Source organism: Aurantibacter sp., assembly GCF_039941195.1.
GTDB lineage: Bacteria > Bacteroidota > Bacteroidia > Flavobacteriales > Flavobacteriaceae > Aurantibacter_A.
Genome location: NZ_JBDVFA010000061.1, coordinates 34,493 through 56,140, shown reverse-complemented (window position 1 = coordinate 56,140; position 21,648 = coordinate 34,493). Strand labels below are relative to the sequence as shown.

Annotated in this window: 20 protein-coding genes; 9 read left to right on the top strand and 11 right to left on the bottom strand. The window is 33.7% G+C overall.

Going from position 1 to position 21,648, the window contains the following annotated elements; translation table 11 throughout:
* Positions 1-285 precede the first annotated feature (285 nt).
* Entirely contained in the window at positions 286-2,253 is a 1,968-nt protein-coding gene (locus tag ABJF52_RS10330; protein WP_348149724.1) for a histidine kinase dimerization/phosphoacceptor domain -containing protein, read from the top strand.
* A 1-nt stretch (position 2,254) separates the two neighbouring features.
* Here ABJF52_RS10330 and ABJF52_RS10325 read toward each other — a convergent pair whose 3' ends face one another.
* A complete protein-coding gene (locus ABJF52_RS10325) occupies positions 2,255-3,049 on the bottom strand; it encodes an SDR family oxidoreductase (protein ID WP_348149722.1) in 795 nt (264 codons plus the stop codon).
* Between the two features lie 47 nt (positions 3,050-3,096).
* Between ABJF52_RS10325 and ABJF52_RS10320 the strand changes: the two genes are divergently transcribed.
* Genes ABJF52_RS10320 through ABJF52_RS10310 form a run of 3 tightly spaced genes read left to right on the top strand, consistent with a single transcriptional unit; the run spans position 3,097 to position 6,132 of the window.
* The gene (locus ABJF52_RS10320; protein ID WP_348149720.1) at positions 3,097-4,149 is read left to right on the top strand and encodes an o-succinylbenzoate synthase; all 1,053 of its coding nucleotides are present in this window, start codon (positions 3,097-3,099) and stop codon (positions 4,147-4,149) included.
* Positions 4,140-5,087 (top strand): CPBP family intramembrane glutamic endopeptidase, encoded by a 948-nt coding sequence (locus ABJF52_RS10315; protein ID WP_348149718.1) that lies wholly within the window; start codon positions 4,140-4,142, stop codon positions 5,085-5,087. Before ABJF52_RS10320 ends, ABJF52_RS10315 begins: the two co-directional genes overlap by 10 nt.
* A complete protein-coding gene (locus tag ABJF52_RS10310) occupies positions 5,062-6,132 on the top strand; it encodes an AMP-binding protein (RefSeq protein ID WP_348149716.1) in 1,071 nt (356 codons plus the stop codon). The genes ABJF52_RS10315 and ABJF52_RS10310 overlap by 26 nt, the downstream gene beginning before the upstream one ends.
* Here ABJF52_RS10310 and ABJF52_RS10305 read toward each other — a convergent pair.
* Entirely contained in the window at positions 6,129-7,757 is a 1,629-nt protein-coding gene (locus ABJF52_RS10305) for a carboxyl transferase domain-containing protein (protein ID WP_348149714.1), read from the bottom strand. The two genes, ABJF52_RS10310 and ABJF52_RS10305, sit on opposite strands and share 4 nt — an antisense overlap.
* 71 nt (positions 7,758-7,828) lie before the next feature.
* On the opposite strand from ABJF52_RS10305, the gene ABJF52_RS10300 reads away from it, so the two are divergent.
* The 3 genes from ABJF52_RS10300 (at position 7,829) to ettA (ending at position 10,839) form a co-directional block, all read left to right on the top strand.
* Positions 7,829-8,812 carry a Gfo/Idh/MocA family oxidoreductase gene (locus ABJF52_RS10300; protein ID WP_348149712.1) on the top strand — a complete coding sequence of 328 codons (984 nt, stop codon included), beginning with the start codon at positions 7,829-7,831 and terminating at the stop codon, positions 8,810-8,812.
* 79 nt (positions 8,813-8,891) lie between these two features.
* Positions 8,892-9,068, top strand: a complete 177-nt coding sequence (locus tag ABJF52_RS10295) for a CAL67264 family membrane protein (protein WP_172976327.1) — start codon at positions 8,892-8,894, stop codon at positions 9,066-9,068.
* A gap of 79 nt (positions 9,069-9,147) precedes the next feature.
* Complete coding sequence (ettA, locus tag ABJF52_RS10290) at positions 9,148-10,839, top strand: energy-dependent translational throttle protein EttA (protein WP_348149710.1); 1,692 nt, start codon at positions 9,148-9,150, stop codon at positions 10,837-10,839.
* A gap of 107 nt (positions 10,840-10,946) precedes the next feature.
* On the opposite strand, the gene ABJF52_RS10285 is transcribed toward ettA, so the two are convergent.
* Complete coding sequence (locus tag ABJF52_RS10285) at positions 10,947-11,768, bottom strand: MBL fold metallo-hydrolase (RefSeq protein WP_348149708.1); 822 nt, start codon at positions 11,766-11,768, stop codon at positions 10,947-10,949.
* A gap of 4 nt (positions 11,769-11,772) precedes the next feature.
* Entirely contained in the window at positions 11,773-12,237 is a 465-nt protein-coding gene (locus tag ABJF52_RS10280; protein WP_348149706.1) for a GNAT family N-acetyltransferase, read from the bottom strand.
* A gap of 156 nt (positions 12,238-12,393) precedes the next feature.
* Between ABJF52_RS10280 and ABJF52_RS10275 the strand changes: the two genes are divergently transcribed.
* Entirely contained in the window at positions 12,394-13,281 is an 888-nt protein-coding gene (locus tag ABJF52_RS10275) for a hypothetical protein (protein ID WP_348149704.1), read from the top strand.
* Positions 13,282-13,357: 76 nt separating this feature from the next.
* Here ABJF52_RS10275 and fumC read toward each other — a convergent pair whose 3' ends face one another.
* Positions 13,358-14,755: a class II fumarate hydratase gene (fumC, locus tag ABJF52_RS10270; RefSeq protein WP_348149702.1), complete on the bottom strand. Its 1,398-nt coding sequence runs from the start codon at positions 14,753-14,755 to the stop codon at positions 13,358-13,360.
* Between the two features lie 139 nt (positions 14,756-14,894).
* Between fumC and ABJF52_RS10265 the strand changes: the two genes are divergently transcribed.
* A complete protein-coding gene (locus ABJF52_RS10265) occupies positions 14,895-15,068 on the top strand; it encodes a hypothetical protein (protein ID WP_172976326.1) in 174 nt (57 codons plus the stop codon).
* Positions 15,069-15,134: 66 nt separating this feature from the next.
* On the opposite strand, the gene ABJF52_RS10260 is transcribed toward ABJF52_RS10265, so the two are convergent.
* From ABJF52_RS10260 to ABJF52_RS10235, 6 genes are all read right to left on the bottom strand, one after another.
* On the bottom strand, positions 15,135-17,618 hold the full coding sequence (locus tag ABJF52_RS10260) for a TonB-dependent receptor (protein WP_348149699.1): 2,484 nt from the start codon (positions 17,616-17,618) through the stop codon (positions 15,135-15,137).
* 1 nt (position 17,619) lies between these two features.
* Positions 17,620-18,132, bottom strand: coding sequence for a hypothetical protein (locus ABJF52_RS10255; protein WP_348149697.1), 513 nt, complete (start codon positions 18,130-18,132; stop codon positions 17,620-17,622).
* A 105-nt stretch (positions 18,133-18,237) separates the two neighbouring features.
* Positions 18,238-18,579, bottom strand: coding sequence for an arsenate reductase (glutaredoxin) (arsC, locus tag ABJF52_RS10250; protein WP_348149695.1), 342 nt, complete (start codon positions 18,577-18,579; stop codon positions 18,238-18,240).
* Positions 18,580-18,607: 28 nt separating this feature from the next.
* Positions 18,608-19,709, bottom strand: a protein-coding gene (prfB, locus tag ABJF52_RS10245) for a peptide chain release factor 2 (RefSeq protein WP_348149693.1) whose coding sequence is annotated in 2 segments (ribosomal slippage) — positions 18,608-19,642 and positions 19,644-19,709 — 1,101 coding nt in all. Because the reading frame shifts where the segments join, the coding sequence is not laid out codon by codon here.
* 49 nt (positions 19,710-19,758) lie between these two features.
* Positions 19,759-20,616 carry a transglutaminase family protein gene (locus ABJF52_RS10240; RefSeq protein ID WP_348149691.1) on the bottom strand — a complete coding sequence of 286 codons (858 nt, stop codon included), beginning with the start codon at positions 20,614-20,616 and terminating at the stop codon, positions 19,759-19,761.
* Positions 20,617-20,658: 42 nt separating this feature from the next.
* Positions 20,659-21,606: an alpha-E domain-containing protein gene (locus tag ABJF52_RS10235; RefSeq protein ID WP_348149689.1), complete on the bottom strand. Its 948-nt coding sequence runs from the start codon at positions 21,604-21,606 to the stop codon at positions 20,659-20,661.
* Between the last annotated feature and the right edge of the window lie 42 nt (positions 21,607-21,648).

The window sequence follows — 21,648 nt, the reverse complement described above, 5'->3', positions numbered from 1 at the left end:
CCACAAAAAACAGCACTTATGCAACAAATGGAAAACGAAATTTTGTTGAAGCACTAATTTTGTACTACAATAAGAATCTATTTATTTTTTTAAATAAAAACTTGGACCACTTATTACATCGAGAATTCAATTAATACTGCCATGAAAATGAAACAAAATCGAATATCATGGTAAAACAACGTTTTTAATTGAAAATTAAATGTCAAAAACGTTATTTGGCGACAACAAATATTAAGACAAAGCGTTGAAATATATAATGTTTTGCTTTGTTCCGTTCACTAAACCATGAAAAAGTTACTTTTCAATTTCTTTTGCTTAACGCTATTTTACAGCGTATCTGTTACATCTGTGTACGGACAGGACTTGGAAATTCCTGAAGTTAATTCATACGAAAGCTTTATAAAACTAGAAGGAGCCACAGAACGATTCACTTTTTTCTTTAATACTTCAAACAGATATCAAGAGAATTCTGCATACGATTGGTTTGATAGGGTAAGTGAATATGAAATCGAATCGGAAAGGGAAAGGGATTCTTCGGCCATACGATACTATAAATTAATACAATCTCAAATTTATCATGATTTAGGTGATTTTGAAAAGGGATTAGCAATAGCTAAAGACGTCTATAAAAATGTTGATGCCCTTGAAATAGAGCAGAAAACTGTTTTATTGGATATCATGGATCAGACTTACGGTCAGTTAGAGCTGTATGATGAGCAGATGAATATTCGAGAAAAGAAAAAAGAATCTGGTATAATTGAGAATGTATATTTCTATGATATTTATGCTAACCTAGGAATGTATAGAGCTGCATTTGATGACTATTTTGATAAAGTAAGACCAAACTTAGACGATACCGATTCATTTGCGCAAGCCGATTTTTACAATAATGTCGGTAGTTTTTTGAGACTCGATAATTCTATTCCGATAGCACTTAGTAATTACAAAAAGGCCTTCGGTTATATAGAGGTTTATATCAACGACTTTATGTTGGATAAAACTGAGAAAAGTGAAACTAAAGGACTGCTGTTAAAAGGTATTATTGAAGGAAATATTGGTAAATGTTATGCTCAGATGAAAAATTATGAGTTAGCCATACCAAAATTAGAAAGTAGTTTAGAGTTCATTAAAAAACACAACGCTGGCAAATATTCAAAAGATTATATTGAAAATATTCTGGCCATTGCAGATTGCTATATTCAATTAGAGGATTTTGAAAAAGCTACAGATTACTTAAGTGATAACGTTGATATTAAAAGAACTAAAGACATTTTAAAAAAGAATGTTTTATTCGCTGCCTATTATGAAAAAACAGGTGATTATAGAAATTCAACCCAGTATCTAAAAAGAAATTTACGTATTCACGATTCAATTGCCATAAATAAATCAGAAGTACAAAAACAGATGTTGGCATCTGTTATGGGAAGAGATTTTAAAAATAATCAAACGATGATTTCAAATCAGCGTGCATTATTAGAGCAAAGTAGAAACGAATTGGATGCTAAAGAGAAACGTAATGATTTAGTAATTATATTTTTAGTTTTCACATTACTTTTTCTAGCAGGCCTCGTTTATGCCTATATGCGTAGTATCAAAAATCAACGCCTCATTGCAAAACAAAAAGGTATAATTGAAAATGCCCTTGTTGAAAAAGATTCTTTGTTAAAAGAAATTCATCATAGGGTGAAAAATAACCTTCAAATGGTTTCTAGTTTATTGAGTTTGCAAACTAAAAACACTAGAAGTAAAGCTGCAATAGAAGCTCTTGAAGAGGGTAAAAGTAGGGTGAAAGCAATGGCATTAATTCACCAGAAATTGTACCAACATGATGATCTTTCCGTAATTGAAATGCAAGGCTATATTGAAAGCTTAATTAATAGTGTGCAATCAGTTTACAAAAAAGGAGGTCATAATATTAATATAACCATTGATGCTGAGGGAGTTGAATTAGATATCGATAGGGCTATTCCATTTGGTTTAATGCTGAATGAATTAGTTTCTAACTCTTTTAAATATGCCTTTCCGAATGATGAAGAGAATGGTAAAATTTATATTCACTTAAGAAGAACAAAGGGTGAAGAAGGTTTCTTTGAATATACCGACAATGGTGTTGGGCTTCCGGAAGATACAGACGAACGTGCAAATAGCTCCATGGGGCTACGTTTAATGAACAGATTGGCAAATCAACTACAAACAGTTCTTAATGTTGACAAAGGCGGAGAAGGTGTGCGCTTTTGGTTTAACTTTAAATAGCTTATTTAACGGTACTTTTTAATACTACGCGATGTAATAATTTTGGAAAAAATCGTTTCAAATAAACACCCATTTTTTCTTTCTGTCCAATATAGGCTTCATGCTTATTTTTTTCTATTGCTTTTACCATTTTTATTGAAAAAGATTTAGGGGAAATGCCATTTGCTGTAGCGGTGTCATTTTTTTCTTGTACACTACCATCTCCTGTTAAAGCATTTTTAGCTACATCGGTATTAATGAATCCAGGGCAAATTAATGTTACAACGATACTATCCTTTTCATGTTCCATGCGAAGTACATCAAAGAAACCGTGAAGCGCATGCTTAGCACCACAATAACCTGAACGATATGGAGAACCGAATTTTCCCATCAAACTTGTAACAGTTACAAAATGGCCTGAACCATTTTCAACAAAAAAGGGTAAAATAGCTTTAGTTAGGGCAACAGTACCTAAGTAATTTACATCCATTAATTTTTTATCTACTGATATATCGGTGTCTATTATTAACGATCGTTGGCTGATTCCTGCATTATTTATTAGGATATCAATGTTGCCAAATGTATTGATAGCTTCACTCGTTTTGGATTTGGCCATATCAATCATGGCAATGTCCATTTCTAGAATGCTAATATTTTCTTTATTTATACAATTGTTTTTTACGCGTTGTAATTCATTTAATCTTCTTGCAGAGATTATTATTTTACATTTTTTCTCGTCCAATAGATAAGTTAAAGCCTCGCCAATACCTGAAGATGCTCCTGTAATCCAAATTGTTTTTCCGTCAATCCTTGCCATTTGTACGCTTTATTGCCGTAAAATATAATTAAATTTGATGTCTTCGGATGAAAGCATCATATAAAAAACATATACTCGATTTAAAAAAACCTAGTGGAACTTCGCGTGGGGTACTAAAACAAAAGGAATCTTGGTTTATTACTTTACAAAATGATGCGCAAATTGGAATAGGAGAGTGTGGCCTCTTAAAAGGGTTAAGCATAGATGATGTTGACACCTACGAACAAAAGCTAAAATGGACTTGTGAACATATTCATTTAGGTATGGATTTTCTATGGCAAGAATTAGAAGAATACCCCAGTATTCAATTTGGAATAGAACAAGCATTTTTGTCTTTTGAGTCTACCGATACTTTCGAATTATTTCCTTCAGATTTTACGTCTAATGAAAATAAAATTCCTATAAATGGTTTGGTTTGGATGGGGGATTTTGAATTTATGAATGATCAAATTCAACAAAAACTAGCAGAAGGTTTTAAGTGTATAAAACTAAAAATTGGTGCCATAGATTTTAACCAAGAAATAGCTTTATTAGAATCTTTAAGAAACCAGTTTTCAGAACCTATTTTAGAAATTAGAGTTGATGCAAATGGTGCATTTGTTGCTGAGGAAGCATTAGAAAAATTAGAGACCTTAGCTAGCTTTAATTTACATTCGATAGAACAACCTATTAAACAAGGACAACCTACTATAATGCAACAGCTTTGTGCTAAAACTCCTTTACCAATAGCTTTGGATGAAGAATTAATTGGAATTTCGAAGCTTGTAGAAAAGGAAGAATTATTGCAAACAATTCAACCGCAGTATATTATCTTGAAACCTAGTTTAATAGGAGGATTTAAAGGAAGTCAAGAATGGATAGATTTAGCCGATAAATATAATATTGGTTGGTGGGTTACAAGTGCTTTAGAAAGTAATATAGGACTTAATGCTATTTCGCAATGGACATATACTTTAGATAATAAAATGCCTCAGGGATTAGGAACTGGAAGCTTGTACACCAATAATATTGAGAGTCCGTTAATTGTTGAAAATGGACATATCTTTTATAGTCAAACAAAAAAGTGGAATATGAATCAAATTGAAAATAGATGTATATAGAGCAGGGATATAAAGGAAAAATTGGTTTATGGAAATATTGGATAATTCCGCCAGCATTTATTTTATTTATGGCTGTCAATTATATCATGGTGATAAATTCAGAGGTTCCGGTTGATAAGATGATGCAGGACATCGTTGAACAATTGGGGTCAAATACAGTTTTTGCCATTAATATGATTCCTCTAGCTGTCGGATTGTTCGTAGTCTTAGGATGGACAGTTCTCATACATCAACAAAAGGTAACATCGTTGACCACTTCAAGAAAAAAAATTGACTGGAAACGTATATTTTTTGCATTTATATTATGGGGCACAATAACTGCTATAATGTTAGCTGTAGACATATATTTTTCACCAGAAGACTTTGTCTTTAATTTCAGGCCTGTACCATTTTTTATTTTAGCAATTTTGGCTATAGTCTTGGTTCCGCTGCAAACAAGTTTTGAAGAATATTTATTTCGAGGACATATGATGCAGGGCTTGGGTATTTTAGTAAAAAATAGATGGGTGCCTTTGCTGGTTACTTCATTCATATTTGGCATCATGCATCTGGCAAATCCTGAAGTCGGTACACTGGGATATGGTATTATGGTATTCTATATAGGTACAGGATTGTTTCTGGGAATTTTAACCTTAATGGATGAAGGTTTAGAGTTAGCACTTGGTTTCCATGCAGCCAATAATTTGATTGGAGCACTACTAGTAACAGCAGACTGGACGGCTTTTCAAACAGAATCACTTTATAAGGATGTTTCAGAACCAGGTTTAGGCTGGGAAACTTTTGTGCCAATTTTTGTTATATATCCGATATTATTATTTGTTTTTTCAAAGAAGTATAGTTGGTCTAATTGGAAAGAACGCCTTACTGGTAAAGTGTATTCCGAAGAAGAATTTTTAGCATTAGAACAAAACGATGCAGTATTACAAAACCCTTCATAAAGATTTTAAGTTTAATGGATCTTCTTATTCGGAAGTGGAACTCTTAGCGCTATCTGATAAGTATATTGCAGAAGGTAAAGAGTACCAGCAGGCTATAGGTACGTTTCTTAAAAATTGGCTTAATGATGATTCATTTGTAAAAGTAAATACATCTGGATCTACGGGACAACGAAAAGAAATTATACTGCCCAAATCTAAAATGATTAATTCTGCTTTAGCGACGGGAGAATTTTTTCAATTGATGCCTAAGCAAAAGGCATTGTTATGTTTATCTGCGGATTATATAGCTGGTAAAATGATGTTGGTTCGCGCTATGGTCCTAGGCTTAGAAATTGATTGTATTGAGCCTAGTTCTAGTCCTTTACGTGTAAACGATAAACAGTATCATTTCTGTGCAATGGTGCCTTTACAAGTAGCTAATTCTATCTCAGGATTATCAAAAGTTAAAACATTAATTGTTGGCGGTGCCGCAATTTCTACTTCGTTAAACGAAAGGCTACAAAATACCACTTGTGAAGTTTATGCTACTTATGGCATGACTGAAACAATTACTCATATTGCCTTGAAAAAAATAAATCACCTTAGTTTAGATACAAATGCTTCTGTTTATAAAGCAATAACCAATGTAACTTTTACTGTAGATGAACGAAATTGTATTGTTGTACATGCTCCTAATGTCTCAGATGAAATAGTTGTTACAAATGATGTGGTAAACCTAATTTCGAAAACGGAGTTTAAATGGCTTGGCCGTTTTGATAACGTTATTAATTCGGGGGGGGTAAAATTATTCCCCGAACAAATTGAAGCGAAATTGGAAAAATTAATTTCGCATCGATTTTTTGTTGCCGGGATACCAGATGATCAATTAGGTCAGAAGTTAATTTTAATTATAGAAGGAAACCCTGATTTAGAAAAACTACGAGAGGCCATAAATAATTCTGTTCTGGACATTTACGAAAAACCAAAAGAAATAATCTTACTTCCTAAATTTAAAGAAACAGCTACAGGTAAAATTCAGAGAGCGAATACCTTAGAATTGATTTAAACCTGTAAAACTCCCATATTAAAGGGTGTTTCAATAGGAGCATGGTTGGCTGCTTCAATACCCATGGAAATCCATGTTCTTGTATCCAGCGGATCTATTACACCATCTGTCCAAATACGTGCTGCAGCATAATAAGGTGAAATCTGATTATCGTATCGCGATTTAATTTTATCAAAAAGTTCCTTTTCTTTTTCTGGTGTAATTTCTTCACCTTTCTTTTTTAAAGATGCTGTTTCTATTTGCAATAGTACTTTGGCTGCAGAATTTCCGCTCATTACCGCTAGTTCGGCACTAGGCCATGCTGCTATCAATCTTGGGTCATAGGCCTTGCCACACATTGCATAATTTCCAGCTCCGTAGCTGTTACCGATTACAATGGTAAATTTTGGAACCACAGAGTTACTAACAGCATTCACCATTTTAGCGCCATCTTTTATTATTCCGCCATGCTCACTTTTACTGCCAACCATAAAGCCTGTAACATCCTGTAAAAATACTAGTGGAATTTTTTTCTGATTACAGTTTGCAATAAAACGAGTTGCTTTATCTGCCGAATCCGAATAAATGACCCCTCCGAATTGCATTTCACCATTTTTGTTCTTTACAACTTTTCGCTGATTTGCTACAATTCCAACAGCCCAACCATCAATTCGGGCATACCCAGTAAGTATTGTTTTTCCATAGCCTTCTTTATATTGCTCAAATTCTGAATTATCAACTAATCGTTTTATAATTTCTACCATATCGTATTGCGCAGATCTAGATGCTGGCAATAATCCATATATGTCTTCTGGATTCTCTTTGGGCTTTTTTGCTTTAACCTTACTATATCCAGCTTTGTCAAAATCACCAATTTTATCTACAATATTTTTTATGGTATCTAAAGCTGCTTTGTCATCCTTAGCTTTATAGTCCGTAACACCACTAATTTCACAATGTGTTGTAGCACCTCCAAGTATTTCATTATCAATTTTTTCTCCTATGGCAGCTTTAACCAAATAACTACCTGCAAGAAAAATACTTCCTGTTTTATCGACAATTAGAGCTTCATCACTCATAATTGGTAAGTAAGCACCACCAGCAACACAACTTCCCATTACTGCGGCTATCTGAGTAATACCCATACTACTCATTTTGGCATTATTTCTAAAAATACGACCGAAGTGTTCTTTGTCGGGGAATATTTCATCTTGTAATGGAAGATACACTCCTGCGCTATCTACCAAATATATAATAGGTAAACGATTTTCTATTGATATTTCTTGAGCGCGAAGATTCTTTTTGCCTGTAATAGGGAACCAAGCGCCCGCCTTTACTGTAGCATCATTCGCTACAACTAAGCATTGCTTTCCACCAATAAATCCCATTTTAACAACAGTTCCACCGGATGGACAACCGCCGTGGGATGCATACATGTCATCCCCAGCAAAAGCTCCTATTTCAATACTATTTTTATCATTATCTAATAGATAATCAATTCGTTCACGAGCAGTCATTTTTCCTTTTGCACGTTGCTTTTCTAAGCGAACTTTACCACCACCAAGTTTAACTTGGGCCAACCGTTTTTTAAGGTCAGAAAGTAAAAGTTTATTATGATCTTCGTTTTTGTTGAAGTCGATATCCATGAACAATACTTTAAATATATTAGTAAAGATAAGGAGTTAAAATGATTACTTTTAAAGTATAAAATTTGAATATGGGGAATACAATACGTTGGGGAATTGCTGGCCCAGGAAATATAGCGCATAAGTTCGCTAAAGATTTACAATTAGTTGAAGGTGGTCGTATATCTGCGGTGGGGTCACGTAGTTTGGATAGAGCTGCAACTTTTGCAAAAGAATATGGTGCTGAAAATAGTTATAGTAGTTATGAGGCATTATTTGAAAGTGATACCATTGATGTAGTTTACATTGCTACACCTCATAATTCGCATGCTGAACTAACATTATTGGCTATAAAGCATGGGAAACATGTATTATGTGAAAAACCAGCAGGCATCAATAAAAAGGAAGTTCAAGAAATGATTTCTGCTGCTCGGGACAAGGGTGTATTTTTTATGGAAGCACTTTGGAGTCGATTTAATCCAGCTATTAGAAAGGTAAAAGAATTGGTGGATGCCAATGAAATAGGAAAAATAGGGTATCTCAAAGCTGATTTTGCATTCTATGGTTTGGATCGTGATGAAGAGGGTAGATTGTTAAACCCTAATTTGGCTGGAGGTTCATTATTAGATATTGGTATTTACCCAATTTTCTTGGCCTATTTATTTTTAGGGAAACCAAAAGAAATAATGGCTAAATCTAAATTTCATACTACTGGTGTGGAAGTGCAGACTTCCATGATATTTGACTATGAAAATGCACAGGCCTTATTGTATAGTGGAAATACGACCGAATCGGAATGTAAAGCAGAAATTGCGGGTGATAAAGGTTCTTTGTTTTTACCTTCACGTTGGCACGAAGCTCAAGGATATATATTAGAAAAGGACAGAAAATGTGAAGCATTTGAATTGTTGAGAAATGGATTAGGATATACTCACGAAATTGAAGCTGTTCATGACTGTGTAAATAATCAGAAATTGGAAAGTGAACTATGGTCACATAAAAATAGTTTGGATTTGATTGAGATTTTGGATGCGGTACGTGCACAAACGGGAATTACTTTTCCTTTTGAACAATAATATTTAGTGATATGATCGTAAAATTCTGGTTAATTTTGCGATATTGCATGTTCAACCAAAACGAAACAAATACACAATAATGAATAAGAATACAGTATTGGCGTGGGCCACATGGATTATGATTTTTGTAGGACTAGGATTAATTGCGATGGGTGCTTTTAGATATGCTGAAGTTTCTGGTTGGGGTTTTGCTGCTGTTGGTGTTGGTTTCTTTGCTATTGCATGGGTTTTCAATGCTTTAAAAGGAAGGGTTTAATATTCTTTTAATTTAAATTATATCAGCATTTTGCTGAAAAAATTCTTGTTTCTTACTACACTCTTTATAAATTATTACAATGAGCGACGATAAAAAGGTCATATTTTCAATGTCTGGGGTTACTAAAACCTTTAAAAGTGCAAATACTCCTGTTCTTAAAAATATTTATCTCAGTTTTTTCTATGGTGCCAAAATTGGTATTCTTGGATTAAACGGTTCTGGTAAATCAACTTTATTAAAAATTATTGCCGGTGTTGATAAAAATTTCCAAGGTGATGTTGTCTTTTCACCTGGATATAAAGTAGGGTATCTTGAACAAGAGCCGGACTTGGATGAGGATAAAACGGTTCTAGAAATTGTTAAAGAGGGAGTTGCGGAAACAGTTGCAGTACTTGATGAATACAACAAGATAAACGATATGTTTGGCTTGCCGGAAGTCTATGAAGATGCTGATAAGATGCAAAAATTAATGGATAAGCAAGCTATACTTCAAGATAAAATTGATGCTTCGAATGCCTGGGAATTAGACACTAAACTTGAAATTGCAATGGATGCCTTGCGCACACCGGAAGCAAATAAGAAAATTGGTGTTTTATCAGGTGGGGAACGAAGAAGAGTAGCTTTATGCCGTTTGCTGCTGCAAGAACCAGAAATTTTGCTGCTAGATGAACCAACAAACCACTTGGATGCGGAATCTGTTCATTGGTTAGAGCACCATCTAGCGAGTTATAAGGGAACTGTAATTGCAGTTACGCACGATAGATATTTCTTAGATAACGTTGCTGGATGGATTCTTGAATTGGATAGAGGTGAAGGTATACCTTGGGAAGGAAATTATTCAAGTTGGTTAGATCAAAAATCCAAACGTTTAGCTCAAGAAAGTAAAACAGCTTCTAAAAGACAAAAAACATTGGAGCGCGAGCTCGACTGGGTACGACAAGGGGCCAAGGGGAGACAAACGAAACAAAAGGCTCGTTTGAAGAATTATGATAAATTGATGAGTCAAGATCAAAAGCAGCTCGATGAAAAATTAGAAATATATATTCCTAATGGTCCAAGATTGGGGACCAATGTAATTGAAGCAAAAGGAGTAAGTAAGGCTTACGGTGATAAATTGTTGTACGAAGATTTAAATTTTAATTTGCCACAAGCTGGTATTGTCGGAATTATAGGGCCAAATGGCGCTGGTAAAACAACAATTTTTAGGATGATTATGGATGAAGAAACTCCTGATGCTGGTAATTTTGAAGTTGGGGAAACTGCAAAAATCGCATACGTGGATCAAAGCCATTCTAATATTGATCCTAATAAAACTATTTGGCAAAATTTCAGTGACGAGCAGGACTTGGTTTTAATGGGGGGTAGAGAAGTAAATTCTCGTGCATACTTAAGTCGATTTAATTTTACTGGTAGCGAACAGAATAAAAAAGTAAATATGCTTTCAGGTGGTGAACGTAACCGCCTGCATTTAGCCATGACTTTAAAAGAAGAAGGTAATGTTTTACTACTGGATGAGCCTACTAACGATTTAGATGTCAACACGTTACGTGCTTTGGAAGAAGGTTTAGAGAACTTTGCTGGTTGTGCTGTAGTAATTTCACACGACAGATGGTTCTTAGATCGTATTTGTACTCATATTTTAGCTTTTGAAGGTGATTCTCAAGTATATTTCTTTGAAGGTTCATTCTCCGATTATGAAGAAAACCGAAAGAAACGTTTGGGAGCTGATATAATGCCGAAACGTATTAAATACAAGAAGTTGATACGGTAAAAATAAGTGATAAGTAACAAAGAAGTAAGAAGTACAAAGTCTATAGTTTTAAGTGAAAACAAATTTTTATTTACATATCACTTTATACTAATTGCTTAAGACTTAATTCAATAAGCTTCGTTCGGGTACCAGTCTAATTGTATAACTTCAATTTCTGGATTACCAGCCTCAACTAAAGTTTTAAACTTAGCAACGTCGCTAACATTAGGTTTGCCTCTATAATGATAAGGGAATACTTGTTTAGGTTTAAAGGCTAAAACTCCCGCGGCAGCACTTTCTTCCGTCATCGTATAAGGTAAGTTCATACAGATAAGAGCTTTGTCAATATTTTTTAAAGCCCTCATTTCAGGTATGTCTTCAGTATCTCCAGAAATATAAATGCGCTCATCACCTATATTTAATACATATCCGTTACCACGTCCTTTTTCATGGAATTTTAAGGCTTCTGCTCGTAAATTGTACATGGGTATTGCTTCTACATCTATTCCGTAGCGTTCTTTTGACTGTCCATTTTCAAGAATATCAAGTTGTGGCGTAAATTCCTTCGGTATTTTATCTGCAACCGCTTTAGGTACTATTATTTTAGCTTTTGAAGTATTTAGGTTTTGTAATGTTTCTACATTGAAGTGATCCCCATGAATGTCAGTTATTAATATTAGGTCTGGTTGCTTTTGGCCTTCAAATGCTTTCGCTCCCCCGACAGGGTCTATATATATGGTATAATTGTTCCATTCCAATACTGCAGTAGCATGTTCTATAGGAATTATTTTTATTTCTAAATCAGTATTCGTTATCAATGGTGGAGGTGGTGGAGGAGTGTCTATTTTACTATATTCAGGTTCTGAATCTAGAATAGGTGATGACTTGACTTTTTCCTTGCACCCAAATAGCATAATTGTAATACATAGGACTGCTATATAATTTTTCATGATATTAAAGATTTAGTTCCATTTTAATTTCACTTCTGGCATAATCCAGTTCATTATCAATGATTACTTCTTTAAAGCCAAATTTCTTATAAATGTGTTGTGCAGCTGGCAATTTAATACTGGTATACAGAACAATTTGCTCCCAGTGCTCTTGTTTTCCGAAGTTTACCGCGTAATCTAATAAGATTTGCCCAATTTTTAAACCTTGATGGTTTTCATCTACAGCCATCTTTCCTAATTCATAGCAGGTGTCGCTTAACTTGATAAAACAAAAGCATCCAACGATTTTTTCGCCATATTTTGCGAAAAATATATATCCACCTTCATTAATAATATTTTTTTCACAGGCCTCTAGTAGTTCTTTATCCTTTTCTTCTACATAAAAATACTTTTTAATCCATACCAGGTTAAGGTCTCTGAAATGTCTTGCATACTGGGGCTCAAACGGTATAATTGTAGTCGATTGCATTACAATATTTAATTAATAATAAAGATAGAATAACCTCTTTTATAAACAAATGCACTATAAAATAATTTTAACATCCAAAAAATCCAATATTAAAATTGTATCGTATATAGACTGATACAAACAAAATTTACAAATAGTAAAATTAATTTTTACATTATGACTGAAACAAAAAATAACAACGGATTAAAGGTTCTAGCAGGTTTGCTAGGAGTAGTTCTTTTAGGAGTTATCATTTATACTGTTAGCCTTTATCAAGACAAGAAAAAAACTACTGCTGTTTTAACTCAAGAGAAGCAATTAGTAGTTGAAGATTTAAATAGTTTGAAATCTGAATATGACAAAGCTATTTTAGAAAGCAATGCTACCAATGAAGAGTTGGTTACTGCTAGAGATAATATTGCAAAATATATCGATTCTGTAAAAAGCATGAAAGGTGATATTGCTTCGTTATCAAGATACAGAAGACAAGTAGGCGTTTTAAAAGCTGAAAGAGAGCAACTTTTAAAGCAAGTAGATTCACTTACAAAGTCGAATACCTTAATAGCAATGCAACGTGACAGTACTTATGTTGAGTTAGAGAAACAAACTGTTTTCAACGATTCTTTGGTAGTACAAAACACACAATTGGCTGATGTAGTTGAAAAAGGTTCTGCATTAAATTTATCTAAATTTAACGTAGATGCAGTAAAAGAAAAAAGTAGTGGTAAATTATCTTCTACTTCTAGAGCTAAACGTACTGATAAATTTAAAATTTGTTTTACAGTAGCTGACAATGTTATTGCTAATGCAGGTGATAGAGAATTTTTTGTTGAAGTTCTTGATCCTCAAGGAAATGTTTTAGGTGAAAGCTATTCTAAAACTAATGATTCTGGTGCTTCTGTAACATACAGCAAAGGAACTAGTTTCTACTACGAGAATAAGTCACTTGATGTTTGTGATTACATCAACAAGCCATCTGGTGAATTCCAAAAAGGTAATTACATGGTAAATGTATATGATGATGGATTAAAATTATTAGGTACATCTAAATTTACTTTAAAGTAATAAACGCACTAACCATTAATATAAAAGGGACAATCTTAACTGATTGTCCCTTTATTTTTTGGTCTAATTTTACAAATTATTTTAGGCCACCAACCATATCTTCAGGCTTTACCCATTCGTCATAATCTTCAGCAGATACATAACCTAGGTTAACAGCTTCTACTTTTAACGTAGTGCCATTTTTGTGTGCAGTATTGGCTATTTCAGCCGCTTTATAATATCCTATTTTAGTATTTAATGCAGTAACTAGCATTAAAGAGTTGTTTAAAAGTTCTTTAATAACTTCATTATTAGGTATTATACCAGCTGCGCAATTAACATCAAAACTTACGCATGCATCGCCAATTAGTTGCGCAGATTGCAAAATGTTCGCCGCCATCATAGGTTTAAACACATTTAACTCATAATGTCCCTGGGTCCCTCCAACAGAAACAGCTACATCGTTCCCCATAACTTGTGCGCAAACCATAGTCATAGCTTCACATTGCGTTGGGTTTACTTTACCTGGCATAATGGAACTGCCTGGTTCATTAGCTGGAATAATTATTTCTCCAATTCCAGAACGTGGTCCGGATGCCATCATACGAATATCGTTAGCTATTTTATTTAATGAAACGGCTAATTGTTTAAGCGCTCCATGACTTTCCACAATGGCATCATGAGCTGCTAATGCTTCAAACTTGTTTTCAGCAGTTATAAACGGAAGTTCTGTAAATTCAGCAATATACTTTGCTACCAATACATCGTATCCATTAGGGGTGTTTAATCCTGTGCCTACGGCTGTGCCACCCAATGCTAATTCACTTAAATGAGATAAGGTATTTTTTAATGCTTTTAAACCATGATCTAATTGAGAAACATAACCCGAGAATTCTTGACCTAAGGTTAGGGGAGTGGCATCCATTAAATGTGTACGCCCAATTTTTACCACACTGCTAAATTCTTCTGATTTTTTAGCTAAGGTGTCTCGCAATTGTGTAACTCCTGGAATAGTATTTTCAACAATTTTCTTATAAGCAGCAATATGCATACCGGTAGGAAAAGTGTCATTTGATGATTGCGACTTATTTACATCGTCGTTGGGTTGTATAGTTTTTTCACCCTCACCAATTGTTTTTCCAGCGATTTCATGTGCACGATTTGCAATTACTTCATTCACGTTCATGTTACTCTGTGTACCCGATCCCGTTTGCCATATTACCAAAGGAAACTGGTCATTGTGCTTTCCATCTAAGATTTCATCACAAACTTTTGCTATTAAGTCGCGCTTTTCAATCGCTAAAACGCCTAATTCATGATTGGTGTAGGCAGCTGCCTTTTTTAGGTAGGCAAAGCCGAATACGACATCTAAAGGCATTGATGCCGGAGCACCTATTTTAAAATTGTTACGCGAACGTTCGGTTTGCGCACCCCAATATTTATCAGCGGGCACTTTTACCTCGCCCATGGTATCTTTTTCGATTCTGAAGCTCATTTCTAGTGGTTTTAGGTTAACAAAGGTACTGTATAGCGCATTTATTTCCACCTACAGATATTTATTTTCGTGTTTTTTTGATTTTGATTTGCAATTTTTATTCTTTTCAAACTATCTTTGTCATATAAATTGATAGCTCATGTTTGAATTTGACCAATATTTAGGTTTTATAATGTTTTTAACAATATTTACAATCGGCTTTTGGCTGATGCTTTTTTTGTTGATGTTTGTTGTACCTTATTGGTTAGGGGGCAATCTACTTGAAATGTGGAAAGAAAAGCGTGAAGCAAAGAAAGCTAAACGATTAGAATAAAAAACAATTTGAATAATAAAAAAGGAGCCTTTAGGCTCCTTTTTTATTTATACTTATAATTCTCAATTATCCTTCTTCATCAAAATCACCATCATCACCGCCACCACCGCGGCTTCCTTTATTTCGTTCCTTAGGTTGATTAAATCGATATACAAAACCTAATGTAACTTGTCTTTGTCTAAATTGAAATTCACTTTCTGATGTAAAGAATTCTGTTTCTGTAAATGACCTTCTTTTTCTAGAATTTAATAAATCACTAACATTCATAGAAACTGTTCCGTTGTCTTTTAAAATGTCTTTGCTAAAAGCTAAGTTTAATGATAGAATTCCTTTAGATTCGGTTTGTGCATTTTGGGAAGGTCCTCTATAGAAAGCATTGGATTGCCAATCAACTTTAGCTGGTAGCGATACCTTTGAGCTAAATCTTGCAAACCAACTTGTATTTGTTGCACCATAATCAACACCATTAAATAAACCTTCTGAAGAGAATTGGAAAAAATTAAAGCTTGAATTTAATCGTAACCATTTGGCTGGGTTATATAACATTCCTGCTTCCATACCAATTCTATTATTGGTTGAAAGGTTAATAGGTATAGATCTAATTATTTCAATACCATCTGTAGTTGTCTGCCCTGTTTCTTCTTGAATTCTTTCAAATGAATTTGTTTCCTTTTGATAGTATATGGAAGAAGTTAAAGTTAGTTTATCCCATCTTTTTAAATAACCTAAATCAAAAGCATTTGAAAATGCCGGATTTAAATCTGGATTCCCTTGAAAGATATTCGTTCTACTAGATCGTGAAGGAAAAGGATTTACATATCTACCTCTTGGCCTATTAATCCTTCTATTATAGCCTAATGTTATGTTCTCATTTTCTGCAACCTCCAAAATAAGGTTTAACGTAGGAAACAATCCTAAATAGTTCTTGTTAAAGTTAACATCCACGTCAACACCTAACTGTTCCTCCAATTCTCCAGTATCGAATTCAGATTCTAACTCACCTTTTAATTGTGTATTTTCTAATCGTAAACCGAATAAAAAAGAAAACTTGCCAAACTTATTGCCATACTGCGTATACAAAGCATTTATATTCTCGGTGTATGTAAATATATTAGTCAGATTTTCATTTAAATCCATTTGCCCAGTTATTTGGTTTAAAGAATCTAATCTGTAGTCTGTAATATCTTCTTCAAATTTTCCGCGATAACCAATTTCAAACTGTGAGTCTTCCATGGGTAGTACATAATCAGCTTGTACTAAATATTCATTTTCAGCTTCAACTTCATATACATTTTCTAGGACAATAAGGTTTTGATCTGGCATTGTTTCATTCTCTTCAATTATAGAAAATTTCTCTTCATCTTTTCTAGAGTATTGAAGGTCTGCTGTTAATTTTTCTCCATCTTCATTTAAATCATTTACATAATTTAAAGAAAATTGATAATTCTCGTCATCTTCAGTCTCATTTTCAGTTCTAAAGGTTAAACTATTAAGTGAGCTGTCGATATATCGCTGATTTGTATTCTCAGTTAAATCTTCGCCATCTGATGTTCTATAAAATACACTTCCAGTAAGAGATGAGTTATCAGTTATAAAATATTCTAACCCTAGGTTGGTATTAAACCCTTTCCGAAGTCTATTATATTCTCTGTCTTCATAAATTCTATCATAGCTTCCTGAAGTATATGTATTATCAAAATAAGCATTACCCGGCGCATCGCGATAGCTGTAACCTGTGGTATTAAAAATGTTAAACTTATCGGTACGTAAATTTGTATTTACAGAAATTCCACTTGTAGTAGGATAACCGATGGTTGTATTGACTGACCCATTAAAGCCTAATGTCTTTTCCTTTTTTAATACTATGTTTAAAATACCCGCTGTTCCTTCTGCATCATATCTGGCAGATGGACTAGTAATGACTTCAACTTTTTCGATAGCATCTGCAGGAAGCGCGCCAAGAGCATCGGTAGAACCAAAGCCTGCCAAAGCAGAAGGTTTACCGTTAATTAATATTCTGACATTCTCGTTTCCTCTTAAACTAATTGCACCTTCGACATCTACATCTACAGATGGTACATTATTTAATGCATCGGTAATAGTTGCTCCACTATTGGTTAAATCTTTACCAATATTATATATTTTTTTATCGAGGCGAATTTCGACGGTAGTCTTTTCACCGACTACTTCAACTCCATCTAATTGCGCTACATCCAAGGAAAGTTTAACCGTGCCTAAATCGGTGGATTTTCGAAATGTCTGTTCGGGTAAATGATATGTTTTATAGGAGATGTATTCTATGCGAACATTATACTTTCCAGGTAATGTTTCAACATCAAATTTACCATCAATATTAGTAATACCCCCAGTAACTTTTTCTGGGTTTTCAACACTTTGTAAGACCAAAGTGGCATATTCTAAGGGTAATCCGTCTTCGCTAGCTAAAACGGTACCGGTAATGTGAATGGGGTTGGATCGCTGACCCTCTGGTCTTTGGGAATTAACAATTGTACAAAATAAAATTAAGGAGAGTGTCAGTATTTTTTGCATGCTAGTCTTTAGGTTTTTTCTTTTTTTTCTTTTTGCTTTCTTTTTTCTTTTCCTTTTTTGCTTTTGCTAAACCTTTTTTCTGAAGTTCAACAAATGCCTCGTATTTTTCTTCTGATAAGCCCGCTTTTAACTCTTCAGTCTGTTGTGCGGTAATCTTTTCCATTGCCTCACGAACTTGATCAGGTTCTAATTCCAATATTTGAAGTTCAATTCTCTTTTGAATAAATTTCTTAAGAATTGAACTCATTACAGCCGTCTCAAACTCATTAAGTTCTAGGGCTTCTGTAATCCCTGGCATTTCATCATCAACTATTTCACCGGCTGTTTTTGGTTCTGGTGCCTTTGGTTCTGATGTCGCTTGTGGAATAGCATTTCGTTGTCTGCCATATCCGTAACCATAACCTCCGCCGCCATATCCATAACCGCTATTACCATAGCCGTATTGAGCCTGTAATTCCGCTCCTGATAAAAAAATAATTAGTGCTGCAAATAGAAACTTTATATTGATTTTCATAATCGCGAACTTTTATTAGATTCTAAATTAATATGAAGGTTTAACCGAGTTTGGTTAAAACTTTGTTAAATGAAATAATACGTTAAAATACAAATCTTATGCCAATTATATGATATTCAGAATGTTTTGTGGTGGTCTACCGATAACAGCCATTTTTCCGTTAACAACAATTGGTCTTTCTATAAGTTTAGGATTAGCAACCATAATGTCAATAAGCTCCTCTTCGGAATATTCTTTGCCTTTGTATTTTTCTTTCCATATTGGTTCGCCTTTCCGTACTAAATCTTGTGCCCGAATACCTAAAAGGCTGATGATTTTAGTGAGCTCATTTTTTGTCGGAACCGCTTCCAAGTATTTTACAACTTCAAATTCTTTATTCGATTCTTCTAGAATGGCTAAGCCTTCACGAGACTTACGACATCGAGGGTTGTGATATATTTTAATCATAATTATTAATATATGAATTCTAAAAATTTTATTCTTCGTCTTTTTGTCCCATCATCATAAGAAAAGCTTTTAAAAAGCGATCCAAATCACCATCCATAACAGCATCAACATTTCCTGTTTCTTCACCGGTTCTAACATCTTTAACTAATTTATAAGGATGCATTACATAGTTGCGAATTTGAGAACCCCATTCAATTTTCATTTTTGAAGATTCTATTTCCTGTCGAGCTTCCATCTTTTTACGCAATTCAATTTCATACAATTGAGATTTTAACATTTTTAATGCGGTAGCTCTATTGTCATGTTGACTACGTGAGTCTGAACATGATATTTGAATTCCCGTAGGCTTATGTACTAGTTGTACTTTTGTTTCAACTTTATTTACATTCTGGCCACCAGCACCGCTAGAACGTGCTGTGGTTATTTCGATATCAGCTGGATTTACATCAATTTCAATGCTATCATCTACCAAAGGGTATACATATACTGAAGCAAATGAGGTGTGCCTTTTGGCATTACTATCAAAAGGTGAAATTCGCACAAGTCTATGTACGCCGTTTTCACCTTTAAGCCAACCGAAGGCAAATTCACCATCAATTTCTAAGGTAACTGTTTTAATTCCGGCAACATCACCTTCTTGATAATTGAGCTCTTTTACTTTAAACCCACTTTTTTCTGCCCACATCATATACATACGCATGAGCATGGCGGCCCAATCGCAGCTCTCAGTACCACCTGCACCTGCAGTAATTTGAAGTACGGCAGGTAATTCATCACCTTCCTCTGAAAGCATATTCTTAAACTCCAATTTTTCAATTAGGTTTAGCGATTTTTCATACTGGTTTAAAAGCTCTTCCTCTTTTATCTCTCCTTCTTGGAAAAATTCAAGTAGTACTTCTAGATCACCTACCATAGTCATACCCGAATTGTAATCATCAACCCATTGTTTTTTGGATTGAATGTACTTCATATGGGCTTGGGCTTCTTGTGGATTATCCCAAAAATCTGGAGCTAGGGTTTTCTCTTGCTCGTTTTCTATTTCAATAAGTTTCGCATCGATGTCAAAGATACCTCCTTAACGCACCAAGGCGATCTTGAAGACCTTTAAAATGGTCTGTAGTGATTGTCATTAATTATATTTTTGGCTAAAATAATACTCTTTAATTGTACTACGAAGAATTATTGCTGTTGTTGGCTTACTACTTGAACAGAGTGTTTTGTTTTATTTGCTCCTGAGGTATTAAGAATTCCCTTTAATGGTGAGCAATCGGTATAATCTTTACCATGGGCTACTTTTATATGATTGGTGTTAGCTAATAAATTATTTGTTGGGTCAAAACCAATCCAACCAACTTGTGGGATGTAAGCCTCTGCCCATGCGTGCATTTGAGAATCTCCAAAATACCCATTTCCTTGATGTAAATAACCAGAAACATATCTTGTTGGTATACCATTTTGTCGAGCTAAAGCGCAAAATAAATGTGTAAAATCTTGGCAGACACCTTGTTGTTTTAAAAGAATATCTGATATGTCGGAATAGACATTTGTTACTTCTGCTTTGAAAACTAAGTGGTTAAACGTCCATTTATTAAGATTTTGAAGATTTTCAAATATAGAAAGTGATTTATCAAAAATAAATAGCTCCTTTTGAGTTTTTGATAAGCTTGTGTAATTGGATTTTTTTATAAAGCGTTCAAATTGTATTTGAAAATCTAATTCTAACAATTTTCCATACTGTTCTTCTGATTGATTATTTAAATCAAAATCATATGGATTTACCTCTCTTTTTAATAATCGAAAAGAGGCTTCGAAGGCAATTTTTTTAAATTTTACTTTTGGACTTAAACGTATTGTTTTAAAGCCATATCCATTTATTGAATATTCACTTTTAGCGTTAAGTGAATTTTTAAAATCGGTACTTACAAACTCTTGTGTTTTATTCTTTTCTGGTATAATAAGAAATTGCCAATGCGCATCATTAACCCAATTAGCGTAATCATTTTCAGCTTTGTAAACTATAGAATATTCTAGAAACATTATTTTTTAAAAAGGAATGCTAAGATAGTTGGATTAAATGGATTAATAATTAAAAAATTCCTTTTCCATTTTCTCACTTATTTCGTTCAAGTTTTGTAAAATATTTTCTATAAAAACTTGTATATTTTCCTCAATCTCTTCAATGTATTTATATTCATATTCTGCTCTTACTTTTCCAATTAAAAAGGCGGTAGTGTTTTTATCATAAGCTCTACTAGGATCTAAAATTTTAATATGATTAAATACTTGATTTAAACTATTCATTATGGATCTTGGGCAATTAGGATTTAGAATTAAGAATTCTAAAGTTGATATGGTTGTTGGAGTTTTTTTATAATAACGACGCATCATGTCATAAGATTCCGCACATTTTAATAAGGTAGTCCATTCAAAACTATTGTTAATTTTATCTCCATAACTACCCTGAGCAATTATGGCATCATTGTATTTAGCATTTATTATTCGAATAATTTGTGTGGCACGCTCAATATTAATGCCCATCATTATAATAGCATAAATAGAATCATGTAATAATGTACCTCTTATTTTGCCTCGTAGTACCGCTGTCATTTCAGCAACATTACTGGTGAAATCGTGTAGTCCATTTTTAACAAATGAATCACTTGAATAATTTAAAACAAAATGATAGAACTTATTAATTGCCTCATATAATTCTGTTGAAATTAAATCTCTAGCACTATTTGCATTTTCTCTTGCATGTTTTACATTATTAATAATTGAAATTGGAGATTCGCAATCCAATCCAATTTTATATAAAACTTCTTGTTCTACTAGTTCTTTGGTTTCATCTTTTTCTGGAGTGCCAACCATAAACAACATTGATCGCAATACAAATTGTCGATTTTGTGATTTTGCATTTGGCGCATCTAAGGATGAAAAATAATTTACATTAAGATAACGGGCAATATGTTCTGAACGTTCGATATAACGACCCATCCAGAAAAGATTATTTGCTACTCTTGCAAGCATATATTTAGTTTTTCAAATTCAATTAATTGATTTTATCAAAAA